The organism is Streptomyces sp. A01, from assembly GCF_059026195.1.
Genome location: NZ_JBWLKN010000009.1, coordinates 169,866 through 194,812, shown reverse-complemented (window position 1 = coordinate 194,812; position 24,947 = coordinate 169,866). Strand labels below are relative to the sequence as shown.

Annotated in this window: 22 protein-coding genes, 1 pseudogene and 1 riboswitch; of the genes and pseudogenes, 11 read left to right on the top strand and 12 right to left on the bottom strand. The window is 70.8% G+C overall.

The genetic code is table 11. The features are described from left to right. Positions 1-100: 100 nt before the first annotated feature. From AC5P1B_RS14925 to mctP, 4 genes are all read left to right on the top strand, one after another. On the top strand, positions 101-2,203 hold the full coding sequence (locus AC5P1B_RS14925) for a carbon starvation CstA family protein (protein WP_493887660.1): 2,103 nt from the start codon (positions 101-103) through the stop codon (positions 2,201-2,203). Further along, on the top strand, positions 2,200-2,448 hold the full coding sequence (locus tag AC5P1B_RS14920; protein ID WP_493887556.1) for a YbdD/YjiX family protein: 249 nt from the start codon (positions 2,200-2,202) through the stop codon (positions 2,446-2,448). The genes AC5P1B_RS14925 and AC5P1B_RS14920 overlap by 4 nt, the downstream gene beginning before the upstream one ends. Positions 2,449-2,633: 185 nt before the next feature. Further along, positions 2,634-2,900, top strand: a complete 267-nt coding sequence (locus tag AC5P1B_RS14915) for a DUF3311 domain-containing protein (RefSeq protein ID WP_493887554.1) — start codon at positions 2,634-2,636, stop codon at positions 2,898-2,900. Next, the gene (mctP, locus tag AC5P1B_RS14910) at positions 2,897-4,531 is read left to right on the top strand and encodes a monocarboxylate uptake permease MctP (RefSeq protein WP_493887553.1); all 1,635 of its coding nucleotides are present in this window, start codon (positions 2,897-2,899) and stop codon (positions 4,529-4,531) included. The genes AC5P1B_RS14915 and mctP overlap by 4 nt, the downstream gene beginning before the upstream one ends. Positions 4,532-4,657: 126 nt before the next feature. On the opposite strand, the gene AC5P1B_RS14905 is transcribed toward mctP, so the two are convergent. Then, on the bottom strand, positions 4,658-5,242 hold the full coding sequence (locus AC5P1B_RS14905; protein ID WP_493887551.1) for a Uma2 family endonuclease: 585 nt from the start codon (positions 5,240-5,242) through the stop codon (positions 4,658-4,660). Between the two features lie 258 nt (positions 5,243-5,500). Beyond that, positions 5,501-5,656: riboswitch (cobalamin riboswitch) on the top strand. Positions 5,657-5,815: 159 nt separating this feature from the next. Here AC5P1B_RS14905 and AC5P1B_RS14900 point away from each other — a divergent pair. Together AC5P1B_RS14900 and AC5P1B_RS14895 are read left to right on the top strand one after the other, a co-directional pair. Continuing rightward, positions 5,816-8,215 (top strand): ribonucleoside-diphosphate reductase subunit alpha, encoded by a 2,400-nt coding sequence (locus tag AC5P1B_RS14900; protein ID WP_493887549.1) that lies wholly within the window; start codon positions 5,816-5,818, stop codon positions 8,213-8,215. After that, complete coding sequence (locus tag AC5P1B_RS14895) at positions 8,206-9,231, top strand: ribonucleotide-diphosphate reductase subunit beta (protein ID WP_493887547.1); 1,026 nt, start codon at positions 8,206-8,208, stop codon at positions 9,229-9,231. The genes AC5P1B_RS14900 and AC5P1B_RS14895 overlap by 10 nt, the downstream gene beginning before the upstream one ends. Positions 9,232-9,326: 95 nt before the next feature. On the opposite strand, the gene AC5P1B_RS14890 is transcribed toward AC5P1B_RS14895, so the two are convergent. From AC5P1B_RS14890 to AC5P1B_RS14880, 3 genes are read right to left on the bottom strand one after another with little or no spacing between them, the layout of a single operon-like run. Then, positions 9,327-9,509, bottom strand: a complete 183-nt coding sequence (locus AC5P1B_RS14890) for a DUF397 domain-containing protein (RefSeq protein ID WP_493887545.1) — start codon at positions 9,507-9,509, stop codon at positions 9,327-9,329. A gap of 29 nt (positions 9,510-9,538) precedes the next feature. Beyond that, complete coding sequence (locus AC5P1B_RS14885; RefSeq protein WP_493887543.1) at positions 9,539-9,724, bottom strand: DUF397 domain-containing protein; 186 nt, start codon at positions 9,722-9,724, stop codon at positions 9,539-9,541. 10 nt (positions 9,725-9,734) lie between these two features. Further along, positions 9,735-10,625, bottom strand: a complete 891-nt coding sequence (locus AC5P1B_RS14880; RefSeq protein WP_493887542.1) for a helix-turn-helix domain-containing protein — start codon at positions 10,623-10,625, stop codon at positions 9,735-9,737. 251 nt (positions 10,626-10,876) lie between these two features. Here AC5P1B_RS14880 and AC5P1B_RS14875 point away from each other — a divergent pair, with 251 nt between their 5' ends. Continuing rightward, positions 10,877-11,323, top strand: a complete 447-nt coding sequence (locus tag AC5P1B_RS14875) for an ATP-binding protein (protein WP_493887540.1) — start codon at positions 10,877-10,879, stop codon at positions 11,321-11,323. 73 nt (positions 11,324-11,396) lie between these two features. Here the strand turns inward: AC5P1B_RS14875 and def are convergent, their stop codons facing one another. The 8 genes and pseudogenes from def to AC5P1B_RS14835 form a co-directional block, all read right to left on the bottom strand. Beyond that, positions 11,397-12,047, bottom strand: a complete 651-nt coding sequence (gene def / locus AC5P1B_RS14870) for a peptide deformylase (RefSeq protein WP_493887538.1) — start codon at positions 12,045-12,047, stop codon at positions 11,397-11,399. Positions 12,048-12,202: 155 nt separating this feature from the next. After that, the gene (locus AC5P1B_RS14865) at positions 12,203-13,201 is read right to left on the bottom strand and encodes a tetratricopeptide repeat protein (protein WP_493887537.1); all 999 of its coding nucleotides are present in this window, start codon (positions 13,199-13,201) and stop codon (positions 12,203-12,205) included. Positions 13,202-13,558: 357 nt separating this feature from the next. Beyond that, a complete protein-coding gene (locus tag AC5P1B_RS14860) occupies positions 13,559-15,052 on the bottom strand; it encodes an HD-GYP domain-containing protein (protein WP_493887536.1) in 1,494 nt (497 codons plus the stop codon). A 913-nt stretch (positions 15,053-15,965) separates the two neighbouring features. Next, positions 15,966-17,318 (bottom strand): annotated as a pseudogene (locus AC5P1B_RS14855) (HD-GYP domain-containing protein); the annotation flags it as partial. A 447-nt stretch (positions 17,319-17,765) separates the two neighbouring features. Further along, positions 17,766-18,197 (bottom strand): mycothiol system anti-sigma-R factor, encoded by a 432-nt coding sequence (gene rsrA, locus AC5P1B_RS14850; RefSeq protein ID WP_493887535.1) that lies wholly within the window; start codon positions 18,195-18,197, stop codon positions 17,766-17,768. Then, positions 18,194-18,943 carry a sigma-70 family RNA polymerase sigma factor gene (locus AC5P1B_RS14845; RefSeq protein ID WP_493887659.1) on the bottom strand — a complete coding sequence of 250 codons (750 nt, stop codon included), beginning with the start codon at positions 18,941-18,943 and terminating at the stop codon, positions 18,194-18,196. The genes rsrA and AC5P1B_RS14845 overlap by 4 nt, the downstream gene beginning before the upstream one ends. A gap of 255 nt (positions 18,944-19,198) precedes the next feature. Continuing rightward, positions 19,199-19,867 (bottom strand): alpha/beta hydrolase family protein, encoded by a 669-nt coding sequence (locus AC5P1B_RS14840; RefSeq protein ID WP_493887658.1) that lies wholly within the window; start codon positions 19,865-19,867, stop codon positions 19,199-19,201. A 212-nt stretch (positions 19,868-20,079) separates the two neighbouring features. Then, complete coding sequence (locus tag AC5P1B_RS14835; RefSeq protein ID WP_493887534.1) at positions 20,080-20,922, bottom strand: SOS response-associated peptidase; 843 nt, start codon at positions 20,920-20,922, stop codon at positions 20,080-20,082. A gap of 316 nt (positions 20,923-21,238) precedes the next feature. Here AC5P1B_RS14835 and AC5P1B_RS14830 point away from each other — a divergent pair, with 316 nt between their 5' ends. The 4 genes from AC5P1B_RS14830 to AC5P1B_RS14815 all read left to right on the top strand — a co-directional run bounded on the left by AC5P1B_RS14830 (position 21,239) and on the right by AC5P1B_RS14815 (position 24,913). Continuing rightward, positions 21,239-21,952, top strand: coding sequence for a M50 family metallopeptidase (locus AC5P1B_RS14830; protein ID WP_493887533.1), 714 nt, complete (start codon positions 21,239-21,241; stop codon positions 21,950-21,952). Positions 21,953-22,054: 102 nt separating this feature from the next. After that, a complete protein-coding gene (gene aroA / locus AC5P1B_RS14825) occupies positions 22,055-23,476 on the top strand; it encodes a 3-phosphoshikimate 1-carboxyvinyltransferase (protein WP_493887531.1) in 1,422 nt (473 codons plus the stop codon). Positions 23,477-23,485: 9 nt separating this feature from the next. Next, entirely contained in the window at positions 23,486-24,493 is a 1,008-nt protein-coding gene (gene rsgA, locus AC5P1B_RS14820; RefSeq protein ID WP_493887530.1) for a ribosome small subunit-dependent GTPase A, read from the top strand. Positions 24,494-24,589: 96 nt separating this feature from the next. Further along, positions 24,590-24,913 (top strand): DMT family transporter, encoded by a 324-nt coding sequence (locus AC5P1B_RS14815; protein WP_493887529.1) that lies wholly within the window; start codon positions 24,590-24,592, stop codon positions 24,911-24,913. Positions 24,914-24,947: the final 34 nt, after the last annotated feature.

Below are 24,947 nucleotides of genomic sequence, written 5' to 3'. Positions count from 1 at the left end.
GGGGGCAACAGTGGTACGCACGCTCATAGCGCGGCCCCTCCGGCCGCGGACGATCGTCATCTGGACCGCCGTCGCGCTCATCGGCGCGACCGGCTGGGCCATGCTCGCGCTCTCCCGGGGCGAGGAGGTGTCGGCCGCATGGATGGTGGCCGCCGCCCTCGGCACGTACGCCATCGCCTACCGCTTCTACTCCCGCTTCATCATCACGAAGGTGCTGCGGGCGGACAAGACACGGGCCACCCCGGCCGAACGGCTCAACAACGGCCTGGACTTCCACCCGACCGACCGCCGGGTGCTGCTCGGCCACCACTTCGCCGCCATCGCCGGGGCGGGACCGCTCGTCGGGCCTGTGCTCGCCGCGCAGATGGGCTACCTGCCCGGCACCATCTGGATCATCGTCGGCGTCATCTTCGCCGGAGCCGTGCAGGACATGGTGACGCTGTTCTTCTCCACCCGCAGGGACGGCAAGTCCCTGGGGCAGATGGCGCGTGAGGAGATCGGCCCGATCGGCGGCGCCGCCGCGCTGCTCTCCGTGTTCATCATCATGATCATTCTGCTGGCGGTGCTGGCGCTGATCGTCGTCAACGCGCTGGCCGAGTCGCCCTGGGGTGCCTTCTCCATCGCGATGACCGTGCCCATCGCGCTCGGCATGGGCTTCTATCTGCGGGTGCTGCGCCCCGGCAGGGTCACCGAGGTCTCGGTGATCGGCGTCGCGCTGCTGCTGCTCGCCATCGTCGGCGGCAACTGGGTCGCCGAGTCCTCCTGGGCGAGCGCCTTCACCCTGGACCACAGCACGCTGGTGCTCTGGCTGGTCGGCTACGGGTTCATCGCCTCCGTACTGCCGGTGTGGATGCTGCTGGCCCCCCGCGACTACCTCTCGACCTTCATGAAGATCGGGACCATCGGGCTGCTCGCCGTCGGTGTCATCTTCACCCTGCCGAACCTGAGGATGGACGCCGTCACGGACTTCGCGGCGCGCGGCGACGGCCCCGTCTTCGCCGGTTCGCTCTTCCCCTTCGTCTTCATCACCATCGCCTGCGGCGCGCTGTCCGGCTTCCACTCCCTCATCTCCTCGGGCACCACGCCGAAGATGATCGAGAAGGAGACACAGGTCCGGATGATCGGCTACGGCGCCATGCTGATGGAGTCGTTCGTGGCGGTGATGGCGATGGTGGCGGCGTCCATCATCGACCCCGGCCTGTACTTCGCGATGAACGCTCCCGCCGGAGTGATCGGCGACACCGTGCAGTCCGCTTCGGACGCGGTCGCCGGGCTCGGGTACACCATCACCCCCGAGCAGCTGGCCGCGGCGGCGAAGGCCGTGGAGGAGGAATCGCTGCTCTCCCGTACGGGCGGCGCGCCGACGCTGGCCGTGGGCGTTTCGGAGATCTTCTCCGACGTCGTCGGCGGGTCGGGGATGAAGGCGTTCTGGTACCACTTCGCGATCATGTTCGAGGCGCTGTTCATCCTCACCGCACTGGACGCGGGCACCCGCGTCGGCCGGTTCATGCTCCAGGACATGCTCGGCAACATCTACCGGCCGTTCCGCGACGTGAGCTGGAAGCCCGGTGTGTGGATCGCCAGCGCCATCGTGGTCGCGCTCTGGGGGTACTTCCTGTGGGTGGGCGTCCACGATCCGCTCGGCGGCGTCAACCAGCTCTTCCCGGTCTTCGGCATCGCCAACCAGCTGCTGGCCGCCGTCGCGCTGGCGGTGTGCACCACGCTGCTGGTGAAGTCGGGCCGCCTGAAGTGGGCGTGGGTGACGGCGGTCCCGCTGGTCTGGGACGCCGTGGTGACGCTGACCGCCAGCTGGCAGAAGGTCTTCTCGGACGACCCGCGCGTCGGCTTCTTCAGCCAGCGCGACGTCTACCAGGACGGCATCGACGCCGGGAAGGTCCTGCCGCCCGCGAAGAACATGGACGACATGCACACCGTCGTCACCAACTCCACGGTCGACGGCGTCCTCACGGCGCTGCTCGCCGTCCTGGTGATCATCGTGGTCGCCGACGCCCTGCGCACCTGCGTGAAGGCCATCCGCGACCCGGCGTCGACACGGCTGCACGAGGCGCCGTACGTGGAGTCGAAGCTGACCGCCCCGGCCGGGCTCATCGCGACCCGGGAGGAGAAGGCGGAGCTGGCCGCGGTGGCGGACGGGCAGCCGGGTGACGACGCGAAGGCGGGCCAGGGGGGACGGTCGGCATGATGACGCGCACGGCCCGGCGGCCGGAGGCCCGGGCACCCCGGCCCCGCTGGGGATACGGGACGCGCTGGGTGCGCTGGGCGCGCTGGTACGTCCGCGAGCTGACCGGCGAGGGCGCGTACGAGCGCTACGTCGAGCACTTCCGGCGGCAGCATCCCGGCGAAGTGCCGCCGAGCCGCCGGGAGTTCGAACGCAAGCGGATGGACGACCGGGAGGCGGACCCCCGCGGCGACTTCCGCTGCTGCTGACCGAGCGCCCCCGCACCGCCTGCCACCTGGGCTTTCGCGGGGGCGTCCGGCTGCCTTCTCTGCCGTACCGATATGCGGACAGGTAGTGACGGCCGCGCCGTCCCTGACTTAGATTTCGTGCGCGTTACACAGTTGATCTCTTCAACTGATTCTGCGGGTGATCTCTAGGGAACGGAGCCACGGTCGTGTCAGAACCATCCGCGGCGCAGAGCAGGAGACCGGTCGTCACGCCCTCGCGCGTCGTGGTCGGCCTGTGCCTGATAGCGCCGTTTATCGCCATGCTGTGGGTCGATTCGTACGCGAAGGTCGATCCCACGCTGATCGGCATTCCGTTCTTCTACTGGTACCAGATGCTCTGGGTGTTCATCTCGGCCGGTCTTACGATGGTCGCCTTCGTCCTGATCCGCCGTGAGCAGCGGGCCCGCAAGGCGGAAGCGGGTGGGTCGCGGTGAATGACGGAGTGAACGGCGTCGCACTCGCCGTCTTCATCTTCTTCTTCCTGGCCGTCACGGTCATGGGTTTCCTCGCCGCACGCTGGCGCAAGGCCGAGCAGGCCGAAAGCCTCGACGAATGGGGCCTGGGCGGGCGCAGTTTCGGCACCTGGGTCACCTGGTTCCTGCTGGGCGGCGACCTGTACACGGCGTATACCTTCGTCGCAGTGCCCGCGGCCATCTACGCGATGGGCGCCTCCGGCTTCTTCGCGGTGCCGTATACCATTCTGGTCTACCCGCTCATCTTCACCTTCCTGCCCCGGCTGTGGTCGGTGTCGCACAAGCACGGCTACGTCACGACCTCGGACTTCGTCCGCGGCCGGTTCGGCTCGAAGGGCCTGTCACTGGCGGTCGCCCTCACCGGCATCCTGGCGACGATGCCGTATATCGCGCTGCAACTGGTCGGCATCCAGGCGGTTCTCGACGTCATGGGCGTCGGCGGTGGCGAGGACACCAACTGGTTCATCAAGGACCTGCCGCTGCTGATCGCCTTCGGCGTGCTCGCCGCGTACACCTATTCCTCCGGGCTGCGCGCGCCCGCGCTGATCGCCTTCGTCAAGGACGGTCTGATCTACCTCGTCATCCTCGTGGCGATCATCTACATCCCGATCAAACTGGGTGGCTTCGACGACGTCTTCGCGAAGGCGGGCGCGGCGTTCTCCACACCCGATGAGGCCACCGGAAAGCCCCGCGGCGAGCTGGTGAGCGGCGACAACAGTCAGTGGGCGTACGCGACGCTCGCCCTGGGCTCGGCGCTCGCGCTGTTCATGTATCCCCATTCCATCACCGCGACGCTCTCCAGCCGCAGCCGCGAGGTGATCCGCCGCAACACCACGATTCTGCCGCTGTATTCGCTGATGCTGGGGCTGCTGGCGCTGCTCGGTTTCATGGCGATCGCCGCCGGTGTGAAGGTGGAGAACGGCCAGCTGGCGATCCCGCAGCTGTTCGAGAACATGTTCCCGGACTGGTTCGCGGGGGTCGCCTTCGCCGCCATCGGAATCGGCGCGCTGGTCCCGGCGGCCATCATGTCCATCGCCGCGGCGAATTTGTTCACCCGCAATATCTACAAGGACTTCATCAAACCGGACGCGACGCCCGCGCAGGAGACGAAGGTCTCCAAGATGGTGTCCCTGCTGGTGAAGGTCGGCGCGCTGGCCTTCGTCCTCACCATGGACAAGACCGTGGCGATCAACTTCCAGCTGCTGGGCGGCATCTGGATTCTCCAGACCATGCCGTCGCTGGTGGGCGGCCTGTTCACCCGCTGGTTCCACCGCTGGGCGCTGCTCGCCGGGTGGGCGGTCGGCATGCTGTACGGCACGCTGGCGGCGTACGGCGTGGCCAGCCCGAGCCAGAAGCACTTCGGCGGCAGCCAGAAGGAGATCCCCGGCATCGGGGAGATCGGCTACATCGGGCTCACCGCGTTCGTGCTCAACGTCGTCGTCACGGTCGTCATGACCTTCGTGCTGCGGGCCATGAACGCGCCCGAAGGCGTGGACGAGACCAAGCCCGGCGACTACACGGCCGACGCGGGCGACCCCGGCGTCGAGAGGGAGCTGCCCCCGGCCACGGTGGGCGCCCCCGCCGGCCACTGAGCAGCCGGCTGACACGACGCCGCCGCCCCTTCCGCCCCACGGGGACCGGGAGGGGCGGCGGCGCGTCCGGGGGCCTCCCGCCAGCGGCTCACGCCGCGTGGAAGCGGGCCACCCACTGCCTCGTCATCAGTGCACCCAGTTCTTCAGCGGCTCGGTGTCCAGGCTGATGCCCACCGGCTCCGGCAGATCGACCACCTTGCCGAAGGGCACGATGCGTACGCTCTCGTACCGCGCGCCGTCGGGCTCGCTGAAGACCGTCACCTCGCAGGTGTCACGGTCGATCAGCAGATACAGCGGAATGCCGGTCTCCGCATAGGCGCGAGGCTTCTCCACCCGGTCGCGCTGGTCGGTGTCCGAGTCGTACGAGGTGATCTCGACGGCCATCAGGACCGAGGCCGGATCGGCCCACTCCCCCTGGCCGACGAAAGCGCCACTGGGAGCGAGCGTGCCACCCGGCCGGGCCCTGCCCTTCCGGTACGCCTGCGCCTTCAGGCCCTGATCCGGGTAGAGCCACAGCTCGGGGCGTGCCTGCATACAGACACGGGTCAGCCACTCGATGATCCGTCCGTGATCCCCGTCCGGCATGGGCTTGCTCCTGAGCTTCCCGTCGATGAACTCCAGCCGCGCGCTCTCCTCCGAGCGGGCGAGTATCCGGGCGGCCTCCTCGAAGTGCTCGGTGAGCATGTGCGGCCGGTCGGCGAGCGCGGTCATGGAGCTCCTTCTGCTGTCCGGACGGAGCAGGGGACGTCATCACGACGATAGCGGAGGGGCCCCGGCCGTCGCGGCCGCGTCACCGGCTGCCCCTCCCGCCCTCTCGGGCCGGGCCGACACGCCCGGCGTTGTGGCAGACCACCAAACAGACCGGGTGCGTCAGGGCCGCCCCAGCCCCTGAATACGGGCCCGGCGGGCACCGGCGCGAGTCGTCCCATTAGCACATCCGTACGGGGAAGCTGACGGTACGACACAACATGTGGGGGTGGGCGCGGCGGCCGACACAAGATGTATGCTCGTGCTCGCTGTCGCCGCAGGGGAATCCGGTGCAAATCCGGAACTGTCCCGCAACGGTGTATGTGTGCTGTTTTGCGCACCGTGAGTCCGAGGACCTGCCGACGGTACGCCCACGACCGGGACACGTTACCCGGCACTGGGCGTCACATACGTCTGGGCCTCGCGGGTTGGGCCGATGGACGCTGCGAGGCGTGCCCTGCCGAGGGCTGAGACACGCCCGTACGCGCCCGTCGCTCCGTCCCGCCTGGCCCCTTGCCGAGCGAGGGAGAGCCACACGTGACCATCGCGCCAGCGGACCCGGTTTCACGCCAGTCCGTCTCAGAGTCAGCGGCCGAAGGGGCCGGGACCGCGTTGCTGCGCGTCCTGACCGACCTCACCGCCGATCTGCCCGCCACCGACCCCGGGAAGGTCGCCGCCGCGGCGCTGCGCGGCCGGCACGCCGGTTCCGACGAGGCGGAGTTGCGGTCGCTCGCCACCGAGGCGGCGGCCGGACTGATCTCCGAGGAGCCGCAGTACTCGCGGCTCGCCGCTCGGCTGCTGACGCGCGCGATCGCCGATGAGGCCGCCGGGCAGGGCGCCGTCTCATTCTCCTCCTCCGTCGAGACGGGGCACCGGGAAGGTCTGATCGCCGATGAGACGGCTGCCTTCGTACGGGCCCATGAGGCGCGGCTGGACACGCTGCTCGACAAGACGGTCGCCGACGGCGCCGACGACCGCTTCGGCTACTTCGGGCTGCGCACCCTGCACAGTCGCTACCTGCTGCGCCACCCGATCACCCGGCAGGTCATCGAGACCCCGCAGCACTTCCTGCTGCGCGTCGCCTGCGGGCTGGCCGAGGACCTGACCGAGCAGGCCCTGGCCGACGTCGAGGAGCTGTACCGGCTCACCAGCTCACTGTCGTACCTGCCCAGCTCCCCCACGCTGTTCAACTCCGGCACCCGGCACCCCCAGATGTCGTCCTGCTACCTGCTGGACTCCCCGCTGGACGAGCTGGACTCGATCTACGACCGCTACCACCAGGTCGCACGGCTGTCGAAGCACGCGGGCGGCATCGGCCTCTCGTACTCGCGCATCCGCGCCCGTGGTTCGCTCATCCGCGGCACCAACGGTCACTCCAACGGCATCGTGCCATTCCTGCGCACCCTTGACGCCTCCGTCGCCGCCGTCAACCAGGGCGGCCGCCGCAAGGGCGCCGCCTGCGTCTACCTGGAGACCTGGCACGCGGACATCGAGGAGTTCCTGGAGCTGCGGGACAACACCGGCGAGGAGGCCCGCCGCACGCACAACCTCAACCTCGCGCACTGGATTCCGGACGAGTTCATGCGCCGCGTCGAGGCGGACGCCGACTGGTCGCTGTTCTCCCCCGTCGACACGCCCGAGCTGGTGGACCTGTGGGGCGACGAGTTCGACGCCGCCTACCGCGCCGCCGAGGCCGACGGCCGCGCCATCAAGACCATCCCGGCGCGGACGCTGTACGCGCGGATGATGCGTACCCTCGCGCAGACCGGCAACGGCTGGATGACCTTCAAGGACGCCGCCAACCGCACCGCGAACCAGACCGCCGAGCCCGGCAAGGTCGTCCACTCCTCGAACCTGTGCACCGAGATCCTTGAGGTCACCGACGACGGCGAGACCGCCGTCTGCAACCTCGGCTCGGTCAACCTGGCGGCGCACCTCGGCGACGACGGCGCGATGGACTGGGAGCGGCTTGACGCGACGGTCCGTACCGCCGTCACCTTCCTCGACCGCGTCGTGGACATCAACTTCTACCCGACCGAGCAGGCGGGCACCTCCAACGCCCGCTGGCGCCCGGTCGGCCTGGGCCTGATGGGCCTCCAGGACGTCTTCTTCCGGCTGCGGCTCCCCTTCGACTCGCCCGAGGCGAAGGCGCTGTCCACGCGGATCTCCGAGCGCATCATGCTCGCCGCGTACGAGGCGTCCGCCACCCTCGCCGAACGGCACGGCCCCCACCCGGCCTGGTCGGCGACCCGCACCGCGCGCGGCGTGCTGCACCCGGACCACTACCCGAGCGCCGAGCCGCGGTGGGCCGAGCGCTGGGACGCGCTGCGCGCCCGCATCGCGAAGACCGGCATGCGCAACTCCCTCCTGCTGGCCATCGCTCCGACGGCGACCATCGCCTCCATCGCCGGTGTGTACGAGTGCATCGAGCCGCAGGTCTCCAACCTCTTCAAGCGCGAGACGCTGAGCGGTGAATTCCTCCAGGTCAACGCGTACCTGGTGGAGGAGCTGAAGAAGCTCGGCGTGTGGGACGCGCAGACCCGTGAGGCGCTGCGCGAGGCCAACGGCTCGATCCAGGACTTCACCTGGGTGCCGAAGGAGGTCCGCGACCTGTACCGGACCGCCTGGGAGATCCCCCAGCGCGCCCTGATCGACATGGCCGCCGACCGCACCCCGTACCTCGACCAGAGCCAGTCGCTCAACCTCTTCCTGGCGTCGCCCACCATCGGCAAGCTCAGCTCGATGTACGCGTACGCCTGGAAGCGCGGCATCAAGACGACGTACTACCTGCGCTCACGCCCGGCGACGCGCATCGCCCAGTCGGCACGGGGCACGGAGGCCGCCGCTCCCGTTCCCGTACCGGCGCAGATGGCGCCCGATGACGACGCCATCGCCTGCTCCCTTGAAAACCCCGAATCCTGCGAGGCATGCCAGTGACGGCCCCGACCCAGTCCAAGAACCTTCTCGACCCGGGCTTCGAACTGACGCTGCGCCCCATGCGGTACCCGGAGTTCTACGACCGCTACCGCGACGCGATCAAGAACACGTGGACCGTGGAGGAGGTCGATCTCCACTCCGACGTGACCGACCTGGCCAAGCTCTCCGCCGGTGAGCAGCACATGATCGGCCGACTGGTCGCGTTCTTCGCGACGGGCGACTCGATCGTCGCGAACAACCTGGTCCTCACCCTCTACAAGCACATCAACTCGCCCGAGGCGCGGCTGTACCTGTCGCGGCAGCTCTTCGAGGAGGCCGTGCACGTCCAGTTCTATCTGACGCTGCTCGACACCTACCTCCCCGACCCGGAGGACCGGGTGGCGGCCTTCGACGCGGTGGAGAACATTCCCTCCATCCGTGAGAAGGCGCAGTTCTGCTTCAAGTGGATCAACGAGGTCGAGAAGCTGGACTCACTCCAGACGCGTTCCGACCGGCGCCGCTTCCTGCTCAACCTGATCTGCTTCGCCGCCTGCATCGAGGGCCTGTTCTTCTACGGCGCCTTCGCCTACGTGTACTGGTTCCGCTCGCGCGGCCTGCTGCACGGCCTGGCGACCGGCACCAACTGGGTCTTCCGCGACGAGTCCATGCACATGGAGTTCGCGTTCTCGGTGGTCGACACGGTCCGCCAGGAGGAGCCCGACCTCTTCGACGACGAGATGGCCCGCGAGGTCACCGCGATGCTGGAGGAAGCCGTCGAGGCCGAGCTCCAGTTCGCCCGCGACCTGTGCGGCGAGGGCCTGCCCGGCATGAACACCGAGTCCATGCGCGAGTACCTCCAGTGCGTCGCCGACCAGCGCCTGCGCCGCCTGGGCATGCCGGCCAGGTACGGCTCGGAGAACCCGTTCTCCTTCATGGAACTCCAGAACGTCCAGGAACTGACGAACTTCTTCGAGCGCCGCGCCTCCGCGTACCAGGTGGCGGTCGAGGGCTCGGTGTCGTTCGACGACGAGTTCTAGGCCGTCCCTGGTTCTCGTCTTCGCTGGCTGGGCGGTCGGCCCCGGTGGTTACCGGGGGCGGCCGCCCAGCTTTGTGGGCGGTGGTGGGAAACCGGTCACCCTCCAGCCTTGATCGCCTTGAGGAAGACGCGCAGGGCCGCCCGGGGCACGACGACGACGGCGTCAGGGGCGGCACTCTCCCGGATACGGATTAGTCCGTCGGGACCAGCGGCCACCTCTACGCAGTCGTCTTGCCCGCTTCCGCTGAAGCTTGACTTCCGCCACCTGGAACCTGGCATACAGATTCCTCCAAGGAGCGTCCTAAGGTTCAGCTTTCGGCCTTGATACGCCGCAGAAGAGACCCGAGAGCGGTACGGGGCACGACAACGACGGCGTCCGGCGCGTCACTCTCACGTATGTGAATCAGGCCGTCGCAGCCGAGCGCCACCTCGACGCATTCGCCGCCGCCACTGCTTCCGCTGAAGCTTGACTTCCGCCACCGGAGCTCTGACATCACGTCCCTTTCACAAGGCGTACAGCAGGTGCTGAATGAGTCCAAGGGAATCCTTCCGCACATGGAACTCGGGTTCGTCTCCGAGGTCAATCGGCTCCAAGGCCACCTTGCTCAGGAGGTCGAAAGCCTCCGAGAACTGGGCGAGCTGAGACTGGTCGCTGGCGAACGGCGACGAGACGGGGTGCTCCACGTAGACCGTGTTCAGCTCGCGTACGACGGCCTCGAAGAGGACGAAGGGCGTGCCGAAGTGAGCCGGGTAGGCGTGTGCCTCGAACGGCAGGATCTGAATACGTACATGCGGTAGACGCGCCATCTCAGCAAGGTGTTCGATCTGTCGCCGCATGACCTCGACACCCACGAACTGCATGTGAAGTGCGGCCTCATGGATGACCGCGTGGAAGGCCGGTGGGGATTCTCCCGTCAGAATGTGCTGTCGCCTCTGCCGGAACTCGACGTACGTGTCCACCGTCTCGGGCGCCGCCTCCCGCTCTCCGCTGCTGAACAGAGCCCGCATGTACTCCGGCGTCTGGAGCAGACCGGGCACGTGAACCCATTGGAAGGACTTGTAGCCCACGACGGAGCTCTCCAACTCCGCCAAATCAAGAGCCTCAACAGGAATGACCTTCCGGTACTCCGACCACCACCCCTTGCCCGTGGACGCCCCCATGGCCACCAGAGCATCGACCAAAGCTTCATCCTTGCAACCACATCCGGCAGCCAAGGCGCGTAGCTTGGCCTCGGGAATGGCCGTTCGAGCCGCTTCGACGTGGCCCAGGTGCGGCGGGCCGAGTCCGGCGAAGCCAGCAGCCTCATAGAGCGTGAAGCCGCGCGATTCGCGTAGCTTCCGCAGCTCAATTCCCAAACGTCGTTGCCGTTGCGTCGCGTTGGTCCGTAGCCCCATGTCGTCCTCCTCGCGGTTCGGCAGCAGTCTGCCTGCCGCTGGCGCACCGAATCCACCCGTGGGGAGTAATTCCTCCGATCGAGTTGCATATTCGCAACTCGACTCCCTACCGTCGAAACGAACCGCCCAACCCGGCGACGCAAGCCGGAAGCGCACCGCAGCCATGCCCAGTTGACCGAGCGTCAGCGAACTCGCGGCAGAGCCACCGCATTCCGCAGGGAAGGGCCCCCGGTGACCGAAGGAGTCACGTCATGTGTCCCATCACCGCGACAGCGGAGGCGAATCCGCGCCCGGACTTCTCCCTCGTCTTCCCACCCGGTCCCGGGTGGGTCCATACAGCCCGCGAAGCCGTACGGACCGCGCTGGCGTCAGCCGACCGGAGCGAACTGCTCGACGCCGCCTTGCTGTTGACCTCGGAGGCGGTCACGAACGCGGTCAACGCTTGCCGAAAGAGCGGCTGTTCGTCTCCTGTCACCCTCTACGCCGAGTGGAGCGCGAAGGGCTCGCTTCGCGTTCTCGTCTGTGACGACGCGCCCGGCGCTCCGGTGCGGCACGCCTTCGGCGCCGACGACGAGCACGGCCGTGGCCTGTTTCTGATCGGGGCGTGGGCCGCCGAGTGGGGCGTGTGCCGCCATGGGCCGGGACCGGGGAAGGCCATCTGGTTCCAGCTCGGAGCGGAGCGGCTGGCGGGGCCCTGATCAGAGACGGCGAACGGGCCGCCCCCTGACCGGCGAGGTCAGAGCGCGGCCCGCGAAAGCCGTCGGCGAGACGTCAGGCGTTGGGCACCGTTTCGTAGCGGGGGGTGCCCTCCTCCATCTGGCGCAGGGCGTCCTTGCGGTCCCGCTTGGAGAGGCGGTCGATGTAGAGGTAGCCGTAGAGGTGGTCGGTCTCGTGCTGGAGGCAGCGGGCGAAGTAGCCGGTGCCCCTGACCTTGATCGGGTTGCCCTGCGCGTCCTGGCCGTGTACTTCGGCGTAGTCGGTGCGGGGCAGCGCGGCGTACGCGGTGGGGACGGAGAGGCAGCCCTCGTTGGAGTCGTCCAGGTTGCGGCGGTCGGCGGGCAGGTCCACCAGGACCGGGTTGCAGACCACGCCGACGTGCCGTACGCCCTCGTCGTCCAGGCAGTCGTACACGAAGACCTTCAGGTCCACGCCGATCTGGTTGGCGGCCAGGCCCACGCCCTCGGCCGCCCGCTGGCTGGCGAACATGTCGTCGATGAGCGCGCCGAGCTTGTCGTCGAACTCCGTCACGTTCCGGCACTCCTTGTGGAGTACCGGGTTGCCCACGACGGTGATCGGGCGAGCGGTGCCGCGCTCGCGGTGGGCCAGCTCGCGCTCCTCGCAGTCCTGCGTGTCGATGACGAACCCGTCCTCGGTCAGGGGGGACCCGTCGTTCACCTGCTGGTCGGTCTCTTGCTGCGCCATGGTCCGCCGTACGCCTTCCTGAAAACCCTGCTTCGTCGCCCTACAGGGTACGGGTATCGGCGCTCCGCCCGGTCCGCGCTGCCGCATCCTCCGTCCGGCCATGATCAGTGGGCGGCGCCGGGGGCGTATCCCGGCGGCTGCCCGCCGGGGGCGGGTCAGCAGACTTCTTCGAGGTCCCGCCATTCGCGGGTGTCGGGGCTGTCCGCCACCCACCCGTCGAGCAGGCCGCGCACCAGACCGGCGGGGGCGGCGATGCCGCACTCGCGCTCGGGGACCCACAACGATCCGGAACCCGCCGTCCGGTGGCCCAGCGGCCCGGGGTGGCCCGGCTCGCTGTGGTCGTGCGGGTCCAGGTGCTCGCCGTCGCCCTCGTCGCTCGGCATCCGGCTCTCGGAGCAGGAGCGGCACAGCAGCCGCACCGAGGACGACCAGTCCTCGGCGGCGAAGCCCGCGTCGGCGGCCAGCCGCTCCAGCGCGTCCCGGTCGGCCTCGCGGGCCGCCTCGATCAGCACGACCCAGGTCGGGACGGGGGACGGGGCCCACAGCTCGATCTCGTCGAACACCGGGTACGAGGGCCCTGCGGCCGTGGTCCGCTCGCCGTGCGGGACGCCGTCGTGCAGCACGACCTCGCCCCAGCGCCGCCCGGAGGACGGCAGCGGAATGCTCAGGACCTCGATCCGGGCCGGATCGAGGCGGCGGCCCCACACGACCTCGGCCTCGCCCTCGGGCGACAGCCGGACCGCCGCGCTGCCGAGGTCCATGTCCACGGGGGCGCTGGGCGTCCCCGCGGCCGCCACCTGGTCGCCGCGTGACTTCAGGCCGTATGCCTGCCAGGCCCGGCGGGCCAGCGGCCAGTCCTGCAGGGCGGTCGCGGCGATGCCGACGTTCCACCAGTCGGGGGCCCCGGAGTCCCGGTCGAGCAGGGCGACGGCGCGCAGCCCTGCGGCCCGCGCCTGCTCCCAGTCGTGCCGGAACTTGTGCAGAAGAGCCAGGTTGAACCAGGACTCGGACAGCCACGGCTCCAGGTCGGCGGCACGGGTCAGCAGCGCGCCCGCGTCCTCATACCGGCCATCGCCGATGAGCGTGAACGCACGGTCGGTGGCCTGCCGCCACGAGGCGGATGGCCTGTGCCGTACCTTGCCGAAGATCCTCACGATTCCCGCCTGCCGATTGCTGCGTCGTACCGGCGCCATTGCCCTCGCGGGCGGCGTCGCCCTCCCTGACGACAACCTGCCACACATTCACGGACATCTCAGCCCGGCCCCTGAGATTCAGTCGGGGAACGGTGCTCACTACACCTCCTTGCCGCTAGCCAGGTCCCCGACACTCCCTCTCTTCGCATCCAACCATGCCCATTCTCGGCCCCGCTCATTACCCATGGGTTCAGGCAGACGGCTGCCAGGCACGTACCCGCTGAACACCCCGCGACGCCGGTACGGGCGGCTCCACCCGGCGCGGGACGCGGCCCCGGGCGCCCCACTCAGCCCGGCTCAGGGGCGGCCACCAGCGCGTTAGCCCCGGCCATGCCGCCGCAGCACGCGGGCCAGGGCCGCCACGACCGCCGGATCGTAGTCATGCGCCACCCCCAGCCGCAGCTGTTCCAAGGCGCGCAGCGGCCCGCCGGGGCCCTCATCGCCGTCGGCGCCGTCACCCGTCAGATCCGTATACGCGTTGACCGCGCGGATGATGCGGGCGCTGAGCGGCTGTTCCCGGTACGGGGCGGCCTGGCGTTCGACAACGACGGCGACCTCGGTGGGAGCCCCGGTCTGCCGCACGACGGCGCCGCCGAGCAGTGCGATCCGTTGCGCCTCCTCGGCGGGCAGCGGCTCGGTGGCCCCGGCCGGAACGGGATCGACGAGGGACAACTGTCCGATGTCGTGCATGAGCGCCGCGCACTCCAGGACCGTGAGCGTCCGGCCCGACAGGCCGAGTTCCCTGCCGACGGCGCCGCTGAGCCGCGCGACCCGGCGCGCATGGCCGGGCGGGGTGTACCCGGCGATCTCCGGGGCGCGGGCGAGGGAGGCGATGGTCTGCCGGTAGGTGGCCCGGACGGCCATGTACCGGCGGAAGGAGAACTGGGTGAGCAGCAGCGGTACGCACAAGACCGGCAGCGTCCACAGCCCGGCGGCGGCGACGGAGAGCACCATGACCGCCCCGGTGGCGCAGACCGCCGAGCCGATGCCGAGCAGCGCCCTCAACTCCTCGCGCAGCGAAGGACCGTACGGCCAGCCGTTCCCGGCCGCCAGCACGGCGGCGAGCATCGCGTCACACAGTGCGGTGAGCAGCAGGAGCAGCAGTAAGTACAGGACGTAGGCCGGGCCTTCGTCGTCCAGGTGCGCCAAGGGGCCCGTGCTGTGGAGTGGTTGGCAGCACAGGGTCGCGAAAGCCACGGTGAGCACCCGGCGCGCGAGGCGGTCGAGGCCGGGCGGATGGCCGAGCGCGACCGGCAGCACGAGCCCGGCGAGCGACGCCGCCAGCACGATGGCCACGCTCTGCGCCACACCGGGCGCCGCATGCTCCCCGGCGACCTCGGTGAGCAGCGCGTACGCGAGAGACCCGGCGGTGGCGAGCGCGGCGTGTTCGCGGTCTCGGTCGGGGGTCAGAACGGGGGTCGGGTCGGGGGTCAGGTCGCGGACGAGTGCGTCCTGCGTTCCGGGCGCTCCCGGCATGCCGGACGCGCCGGGCGCACGGGCCGCCGGGAGGAGCGCGGTCTCGGCGCGCCCGCCGGGTCCGGCGCCTGTCCCGCGCGCGGGGGCGCCCCAGCGGGCGGCCTCGCCCACGGTGATCAGCACGGCGAACGCGAGGGCCACCCGTGGCGCGGTGATGCCGTGCCACAGCGTCCACCCGAGCGCGTACGCGGCGAGCGTCCCGACCGCCCCGTATACGGCCACGGCGGCGGAGTGCCGCCGTCCCCTCTCCCCCACACCACCCCTGCGGCTCCTCAGCCCCTCGGTCAGGCAGCCACCGTCCCCCGGGCCCGCCGGGGCGGCGGCGTCGTCAGCCATGCTCCCCGGCCGGTGGGCAGCTCCGCGCCGGGGACCAGCCGGGCCCCGGCGCGGGTCGGCGGGGCGTGGCACAGGGGAACGCCCCCTCACCGAGCAGTCCGGGAACATCCGGAGCGTCGCCTGACGCGTCGGCTCCGCCGTAGGCACCGCCACCGTAGGCACTGCCGCTGTAAGCACCGCCGCCGTTGTCAGCACTGTCGTTGTCAGCACCGCCGTCGTACGCGGTTCCGTCGTACGCGGCTCCGTACGCGGCTGCGTGCGTGCCGCTGCCCGTGTCCCCGAGGGCGGCACCGCCGACATCCCCGAACCCGGCGCCGGCCGGGTCCCCGCTCCCGGCATCGCCGACGTCCCGAGGCGCGGCATCGCCTGCGTCTCCGCGCGTGGCAGCGCCCGTGTCGGCGCGCCTGGCAACGCCGACATCCGCACGCCCGGCACCGTCCGTACCGCCGTACGGAGTGTCCCCTGGCCCCGTCCCGTTCGCCGGGTGCGGCGTGGGATCGCCCCGGCCACGGTCCACGGCCGGGTCGCCGCCGCGCGCCCCGCCAGGGGTGTCGTCCCCGGTGCCGGTCGCTGGACCGGCTGGCCCGGGGGCGTCGGCCAGCCCGCGCGCCCCCGCTCCGGCGTCCCGCGCGGACCACCCCGGTGACGCGCCGGGTGCCAACTGGCCCGCCTCTCGCCCAGCGGCTTCGCTTCCTGCGGTGTCACGCCCTACGGGGACAGGCTCGGCGGGCACACGCTCGGCGGGCACACGCTCGGCGGGCACACGGTCGGCGGGCACACGGTCGGCGGGCGCTGACCCACCGGGCTCCGGAACAGCTGACTCCGGAACGGCGGGCCCAGGGTCCGTTGGGTCCGCCAAGGTGAGGTCCGGGATGGCGGTGTCCGGGATGGCGGTGTCCGGGATGGCGGTGTCCGGGATGGCGGTGTCCGGGTCGGCGGTGGCGGTGGACTGCCAGCCGTGCCGGGTCAGCGCGCGGGCCAGGGCCCGCACCATCCGGGCGTCGAACTGCGACCCCGCGCAGCGTTTCAGCTCGTCCACGGCAGCGGGCACCGGGCGCGCACGCCGGTACGTGCGGGTCGACGTCATCGCGTCGAAGGCGTCGGCGACCGCGACGACCCGGGCCGACTCGGGGATCTCGCGCCCAGCGAGGCCGTACGGGTAGCCGCTGCCGTCGAGGCGCTCGTGATGGTGGAGGATCGCCGCGCGCGCCTCGTCCAGGAAGCCGATGCCGCGCACCATCTCGTGCCCGTACTCGGGGTGGAGTTCGATGACGCGCCGCTCCTGCGGGGTCAGCGGACCGTTCTTGCGGAGCAGCCGGGTGGGAACGCCGAGCTTGCCCACGTCGTGCAGAAGACCGGCGAAGCGCAGCGCCTCCAGCCGGTCACCGTCCATCCCCAGCTCGCGGGCGATCAGCGCCGAGGCCCGCCCGACGCGCTCGCTGTGCCCGCGCGTGTACCGGTCCTTAAGGTCGACCGCCTGCACCAGGGAGCGGATGGTGGCCTGGTGGGCGGCGCGTTCCCGGTGGTACTGGGCGAAGACCCAGCAGGAGACGCAGATCGGCAGCAGTACGAGCAGCCCGGCCGGCGGCCCGTACGAGCTGCGCCACAGCACCGCCATCATCAGCCCCGCCAGTCCGTGCACCAGGTGCGGGGCGCAGGAACGGGGCAGCGGGCCGCGCCAGACGGTGCGCGGCGAGCGGCCTTCGGCCGTGATCAGCACTCCGCAGTCGAGGGCGACGACGGTCAGGCAGAGGACGAGCGCGGCGCTGGTCGCTGGAAGCAGCGCGTAGGGAGCGCTGGGCGAGGCGACCGCCGCCGGGCCGCCCATGGCGGTGAAGACGGCTCCCGCCGCGTACGAGGCGAGGGAGAGCTGCGCGGCGTGCCACACGCGCCGGGCGGCGACCGGCCGCTGCTCGACGCGGCCGATGAGCGCGCCGGGCACGGCGACGAGCGCGGCGGCGGCGGGTGGCAACAAGAAAGCCCCGGCGAGGAGCACGGGGCTGCACCATTCGGGGGGCGGACCGCCCACGGGGGCGCGGTCGGCGCCCTGGGCCGCGCGTTGACTCAGCTCCTGGCACGCCGCGTAGACGACCGCGAGCAGCGCGACAGCCGGCCAGAGCGTGCCGTCAGGGGTGCCGGGGCCCGAGTCAGGGCCGGAACCGAGCCCGGCGTCCGGACCGGCGGCGAAGGCGGGGGCGGCGCACAGGGCTGCGACCAGTACGGCGCACACGATGTAGACCCGTGCCCCGCGTGGGAGTGCCCCCATGGCGCCCTCCTCCCCGTCCGTACAGGCTTCGCCGTCAAGATGGGGAGAATAGGACGGCCGGGAGGCAAAAACGTCCGCCCCAGTGGAATCGGCCGTCCGAAGGCCATATATGCACACCTTCGGGTGATGACGGGAAGACATACCCGCGGTGAATCGCACATGACGCGAAGACGCCGCAGGCGCCTGAGAGCCGGGGCTTCAGGCGCCGTGCGAGACGGTGACGCGGGGTGTCTGCGCTGGGGGCGCGGGGTGTCGGCGCGCGTGTTCCGGGGGCATCCGGCGGTACGGCGTTCCCCGTCACGCCGGTTGCCCGAGAGCCGAGCCGCGCCGGGCACGAGCTACGGCTGCCGGGCTCATGCGGCCTGTGGCCGACCAGGCCGTGCGGCCTACGCCAGGCTGGCGCGTCGGCCGCGGCTCACAGGCACACCGGCCGGGTCACGCGGGCGCTCAGTCGCGGGCTGCGGTCTTCGCGCCGGACTCCGTCGCGTCGGCGGCGGCCCGGGCTCCGGCCGGAGCGGAGCCCGTGGCGGCCGAGCCGCCGGTGTCCGCGTCGCATCCGGCCGATCCGGCCTTACCGCCGCCCGTGGGTCCCGTCTCCAGCACCGGCTGCTCGGGGACGGTCTCCCCGGCGCGGATCAGCTCGATCCGGCCCATGACCTTCGACCGAAGGTCGGCGGGGACGTCGTCGTGCCCGCAGCAGCGCTTGACGAGCTTCTTCACGGCCTGTTCCAAGCCGTATTTCTCCAGGCACGGCGAGCACTCGTCGATATGCACCTCGAACTTGGCGCAGTCGCCGTCGGGCATTTCGTGATCGAGGAACTCGTACAGATGGTCGAGGACCTCTGAGCAGTCCGTCTCGTGCGGGTCACCGCAGCTCATGAGCCCGAGCCTTTCCGATCGTGCGACTCTTCCCCTGACTTCGCGGGGGAGACCCCACTCGGCACAGCGCCCGCGCCTGCCGGCACCAGCCCGCGCCCACGGGCGTAGTCCTCCAGCAGGCCCCGCAGTTGGCGACGCCCACGGTGCAGTCGAGACATCACCGTACCGATGGGTGTACCCATGATGTCCGCGATCTCCTTGTAGGCAAAGCCCTCGACGTCCGCGAGATAGACCGCGATACGGAATTCCTCGGGGATCGCCTGGAGCGCGGCCTTCACATCCGAATCCGGCAGGTGATCGAGCGCCTGCGACTCGGCGGAACGCAGCCCGGTCGACATATGCGACTCGGCCCGCGCGAGCTGCCAGTCCTCGATCTCCTCAGCCGCGCTGCGCTGAGGCTCCCGCTGCTTCTTGCGGTAGGAGTTGATAAAGGTGTTGGTCAGGATGCGGTACAGCCACGCCTTGAGGTTGGTGCCCTCGCGGAACTGGTGGAAAGAGGCGTACGCCTTCGCGTACATCTCCTGCACCAGATCTTCCGCGTCCGCCGGGTTGCGCGTCATGCGCAGCGCGGCCGAATACATCTGGTCGAGGAAAGTCAGGGCATCCCGCTCAAAGCGTGCGTTCCGCTCCGCGGCGGTCTCGTTTTCGACACGGCTCGCAGGGTCGGCGGCGTCCTGCTGCCGCACGTCAGCCGAGCCGTTCATCGTGCCGTCGGTCCCCGCGTCGGTCCCAGTGACCGGACCCACCTCCTCCAACACTGTGGCGAGCCCGGATGCGGACCCGCTTGAATCGGAGAATAGACGACGATCCGGTCCGCCCGCCGCTCCAGCCAGCGTGGACTGGTCGACCCGCAGCTGCGACCACGCCAGGTCGGCTGCCTGCGGGCGGGACGGGCAAGCAAGCGAACCCATGCGGGGAACTCCCTCTCCTCGTGCTGATGCCGCTACGTATAAGGACTTACGACTCGGACAACAGCGGTCTCCCGTTGCGCATTCCCGCGCTCAGTGACCGATGAGATCCAGCCATCCCGCGACCGCGTCGGTGAGCACGGCGAGCGACTCGTCCTGCGTCAGCGCGGCCTTCTTCGGCACAGCGAAGCCGTGATCGGCGTCCGGGACCTCTACGACATCCGTGCCGTCGGGAAACTCCTCCGGACGGCCGAAGGGGTCCTTGCCGCCCTGGACGACGAGCGTGGGCAGACCCGCGCCCGTCAGCTCGGCCACCCGGGACTTCTCCGGCTTGCCGGGCGGGTGCAGCGGGAAGGACAAGGCGAGCACGGCGCGGGCCCCCAGTTCGCCACCGGTGCGGCAGGCCACCCGCGCGCCCGCGCTCCGGCCCCCGGCGACCACCGGCAGCCCTGGCCCCTCCAGTACCGGCCACACCGCCCGCCACCCTGCGTCCAGCGTCTTCGGCGCGGGCGCGAGCTTCTTGCCGGCCACCCGCCACGGCTGCTCCACCAGGGCGACGGTGACCCCGCGGGGCGGCAGGGCGGCGGCCAGCGCCCGCAGATCGCGCGCCTCGATGCCGCCCCCGGCCCCGTGGCTCAGCGCCAGCGTCAGCCGCGCCGACGGCGCACGGTGCCACGTGACGCGGGCGTCTCCCGCGGGGGTCGGGACGGTCTCGCTCCGGGGCGGGGGCTGGAATCCGGTTCCTGGCTTCTTCTCACTCACGTCACTCACGCGTTCTCACTCACGTCACTCACGGGCCCATCCTGACGCGTGGGACGCCTCGCGCGGGGCACCTCCGTCGCGTGGCACGGCAGGGGTCGCAACGGCAGGGGTCACATCCGCCACGGGTGCCAGCCGGGACGCCCGGCCCCGCCCCTACCCCCCTGCCACCGTGCTCCATCGCCTCGGCCCGCGCGATCAAAGGCCGCGGCCTTTCAGAACAGCGTCTCCTCCTCCGGCGCGGGCAGCGGTTCCAGCAGCTCCGGTCCGTTGTTGCGCACGTTGCTGACCTCCGTCGTGACCGGGTAGGCGCGCACCAGGCCGCCGGGCGGCGGCGCGAGCAGCGCGCGCAGGGACTCCGTGTCCGTGCGGGCGGGGTCCAGCCAGGCGTCCCAGCGGTCGCTGGTGAGCATCAGCGGCATCCGGGGGTGGATCTCGGCCAGGGACCGCGGCCCCCTACTGTCGCCGTCGCCGCCGTCGCCCCCGTCGTCCTGGCCCGGCAGCGGCGTCGTCTCGGCCTCCGTCGTGAGCACCGTGCACGTCGCCCACCACGCCCGCGGGTGGTCATCGGGCAGCGTGCGGTCCCGCCAGAACTCGTAGAGACCGGCCATCGCCATGACCGAGCCGTCCACCGGGGTGACGAAGTACGGCTGCTTTCGCGGACGCTTCTTGCGTCCCTGCTCCTCCAGCCGGCGCTCAGCGGCGGCGGTGACCCACTCGTAGTAGCCGTCGGCCGGTATCAGGCAGCGCCGCGCCTCGAAGGAGCGCCGGAAGGAGGGCTTCTCGTGCACCGTCTCGGCGCGCGCGTTGATCATCTTCACGCCGACGTCGGGCGACTTCGCCCAGGAGGGCACGAGCCCCCAGCGCAGCGCCCGCAGCTGGCGCACCGGGGCGCGGTCGACGGCCTGCTTCAGTGGCCGTTCGAGGACGGCGTACACGTCCTTCGTCGGCGCCACGTTCCAGTCCGGGGCCAGCGCCTCCGTCGGCTCCCACTTCGCCACGTCGAAGAGGCCGACCAGATCCTCCGGCTTCCGGCTCGCCGCGTACCGTCCGCACATCTCGCTACAACCCCTCTGACCGCTCCCGTCGCCCCACCATGCTGCCTCAGCGGGCGCCCCGTCCGTACCGAGAATGTGAGCTTCCTCTTCCAGCCCCGGCCGGGGCACCGGCCCGAGCGCCGGCCCGGACCTCGCTTCAGGCCCCGGCCCAGGCCCAGCTCGGCCCCTGGCTCCAGTCCCCGGTTCCGGCGTTCCCGCCCGCACCCCCGCCACCCCGTTTTTCATACCGGTCACCCATTGGTGCCACACTGCCTCAGCACCTGCCGGAGTCGATGACGGCCACAGGCGCCGACCGGAACCAAGGAGTCGCCCGCACATGGACAGCACGAGCGCCACCGAGCTGTGGGACCGCGTCTTCGGTACGCAGCCGGACCCTTCCCTCTGGCTGGTGGCCATCACGGGCCTGGTCGCGCTCGCGACCGTGACCTCCCGCGCGACCTGGCATCTCGCCCGTAACGCGATCACCATCGCCCATGAGGGCGGCCATGGGATCGTCGCGCTGGTCAGCGGGCGCCGCCTGGACGGCATCCGGCTGCACTCGGACACCTCGGGCCTGACCGTCTCCCGGGGCAAGCCCACCGGCATCGGCATGATCCTCACCGCCGCCGCCGGATACACCGCGCCCTCGCTGCTGGGCCTCGGCGGCGCGTGGCTGCTGGCCGCCGGGCACATCACGGCGCTGCTGTGGGGCGCGACCGCGCTGCTCATCGCGATGCTGGTGATGATCCGCAACGCGTACGGGGCGCTGACCGTGGTGGTCACGGGCGCGATCTTCCTGCTCGTGTCCTGGCTGACGGAGCCGGAGGTGCAGGCGGCGTTCGCGTACGGGGTGATCTGGTTCCTGCTGCTCGGCGGCGTCCGCCCGCCGTTCGAGCTCCAGCGCAAGCGCCGCTACGGCCACGCCCACGACTCCGACCCCGACCAGCTGGCCCGGCTGACGAACGTACCGGCCGTGATGTGGATGTTCCTCTTCCACGCCGTTTCACTGTGCTCGTTGGTCGGCGGCGGCCGCTGGCTTCTCGGCCTGTGAACGACTCTGGCCCCAGTCCCCGCTATCAGTGCCGTGTTACGTGAGGGTTTCACCGTTTTTGATCAGGAATGCTCTTCCGGGGGAGCCACTAAAGTAAGGCGCATGACCGGCACTGAGACTTTCCCGGGCGACCAGCTCGCCCTCTGGCCCGCTCCGCTCGCGCACGGAGCGGTCTCTGCGACCGTCACCGTGCCCGGTTCCAAGTCCGTCACCAACCGCGGCCTCGTCCTCGCCGCGCTCGCCGCCGAGCCCGGCTGGCTGCGGCGGCCGCTGCGCTCCCGCGACACCCTGCTGATGGCCGACGCGCTGCGCGCCATGGGCGTCGGCATCGAGGAGACCATCCCTTCGAACTCCGCCACCGCCGGCGCCCCCGGCTCCCCCGGCCAGCCCGACCTCGCGGAGGGCGGCGGTGAGGCATGGCGGGTGATCCCCGCCCGGCTGCACGGCCCGGCGACCATCGATGTCGGCAACGCGGGCACCGTCATGCGCTTCCTCCCGCCGGTCGCGGCGCTGGCCGACGGCCCGGTCCACTTCGACGGCGACCCCCGTTCGTACGAGCGCCCACTGCACGGCGTGATCGACGCGCTGCGCGCCCTCGGCGCCCGGATCGACGACGACAGCCGGGGCGCGCTGCCCCTGACCGTGAACGGCGGCGGCGCGCTGGACGGCGGCCCGGTGCGGATCGACGCCTCCTCGTCCTCCCAGTTCGTCAGCGCCCTGCTGCTGTCCGGGGCACGCTTCAACCAGGGCGTCGAGGTGCGGCATGTCGGATCGAAGCTGCCCTCCCTTCCGCACATCCGGATGACCGTGGACATGCTGCGCAGCGTGGGTGCCGCCGTGGACACCCCGGAGGCCGGTGGCGAGCGTGACGTGTGGCGGGTGGCGCCGAGCGCGCTGCTCGGCCGGGACCTGGTCGTCGAGCCCGACCTGTCCAACGCCGCCCCGTTCCTCGCCGCCGCCCTCGTCACCGGAGGCCGGGTGACCATCCCCGACTGGCCCGAGCACACCACGCAGCCAGGCGACGCGCTCCGCGACATCTTCACCGCGATGGGCGGGTCCTGCGAGTTCATCACGACCTCAGAAGGCAGCAGCCTGACCTTCACGGGCACGGGGCGGATCACCGGCATCGACGTCGACCTGCACGAGGTGGGCGAGCTGACCCCGGTGATCGCCGCGGTCGCCGCGCTGGCCGACTCCGAGTCCGTGCTGCGCGGCATCGCCCATCTGCGGCTGCACGAGACCGACCGGCTCGCCGCACTCGCCAGAGAGCTCAACGCCCTCGGCGGTGATGTCACGGAGACCGAGGACGGCCTGCGCGTCCGCCCGCGCGCGCTGCACGGTGGCGTCTTCCACACCTACGAGGACCACCGGCTGGCCACGGCGGCCGCCGTGCTCGGCCTCACCGTGGACGGCGTCCAGGTGGAGAACGTCGGCACCACCGCCAAGACACTCCCCGACTTCCCCGGCTTGTGGACAGGGATGCTCGGCTCTGTGGCCGGGGCCGCCCCGATGCCGAGAGCCTGACGACGAGACATGCGCCGCTACGGAAAACACCCCGACGAGGACGACGTACGCGTCCGCCCCGGCCGCAAGGGCAGCCGCCCGCGCACCAACATCCGCCCCAAGCACGAGGACGCGCAGAGCGGCTTCGTGCTCACCGTGGACAGGGGCCGGATCACCTGCCTTGTCGACGGCCGGACCATCCATGCGATGAAGGCCCGCGAGCTGGGCCGCAAGGGCGTCGTCGTCGGCGACAACGTGGCCGTCGTCGGCGACCTCACGGGCGAGAAGGACACCCTCGCCCGCATCGTCCGCGTCGAGCCCCGCTCGTCCGTGCTGCGCAGGACGGCCGATGACGACGACCCCTTCGAGCGGGTGGTGGTCGCCAACGCCGACCAGCTGGCGATCGTCACCGCGCTCGCCGACCCCGAGCCCCGCCCCCGGCTCATCGACCGCTGCCTGGTGGCCGCCTTCGACGCCGGGCTCGAACCGATCCTGGTGCTGACCAAGTCCGACCTCGCCCCCGCGAAGGCGGTGCTGGCGACGTACGAACACCTCGATGTGCCCCATGTGGTGACCAACCGTGAGGAACTGGCCGACGGCGCCGCCGCCGAGCGCGTCAGGGAGTACCTGACGGGCCATGTCACCGCCTTCGTCGGGCACTCGGGAGTCGGCAAGACGACCCTGGTCAACGCCCTGGTGCCGGAGCGCCAGCGGGCCGTCGGGCTCGTCAACGCGGTCACGGGGCGCGGCCGCCACACCACCACCTCGGCGCTCGCCCTCGCGCTCCCCGGGGCCACCGGCTGGGTCATCGACACCCCGGGCGTGCGGTCCTTCGGGCTGCACCATGTGGACCCCTCGCGCGTCATCCACGCCTTCCCCGACCTGGAGGCGGGCACCGAGAGCTGTCCGCGCGGGTGCGGTCACGACGAGGAGGAGTGCGCGCTCGACCAGTGGGTCGCCGACGGTCACGCCGACCCCGATCGGCTCTATTCACTGCGCAGACTGCTGGCCACACGGGAGCGCCGGGAGGGAGACTAGGCCGGGTTGGCAGGGCCACTCCCGGAGAACGTTTGGGCGCTGATGCCGACGGTAAAGGCATAAGCGCACGCAGACCGAACGCGGGAGGCAAATTCGATGGCCTGGCTGCTCGTCGTGGTCGCCGGTTGCCTGGAGACCGGTTTCGCCGTCTGCCTCAAGCTCTCCCACGGTTTCACCCGGCTCTGGCCGACCGTCGCCTTCTGCGTGTTCGCCCTCGGCAGCTTCGGCCTGCTGACCCTCGCGCTGAAGAAGCTCGACGTGGGTCCGGCGTACGCGGTGTGGACGGGCATCGGCGCCGCGGGGACCGCCCTGTACGGCATGATCTTCCTGGGCGACCTGGTCTCCACCCTCAAGATCGTCTCGATCACGCTGGTCATCGTCGGTGTGATCGGCCTCCAGCTGTCCGGCAGCGCGCACTGACGCCGGGCGGGCTCTGAGCGCACCCGGCGGAGCC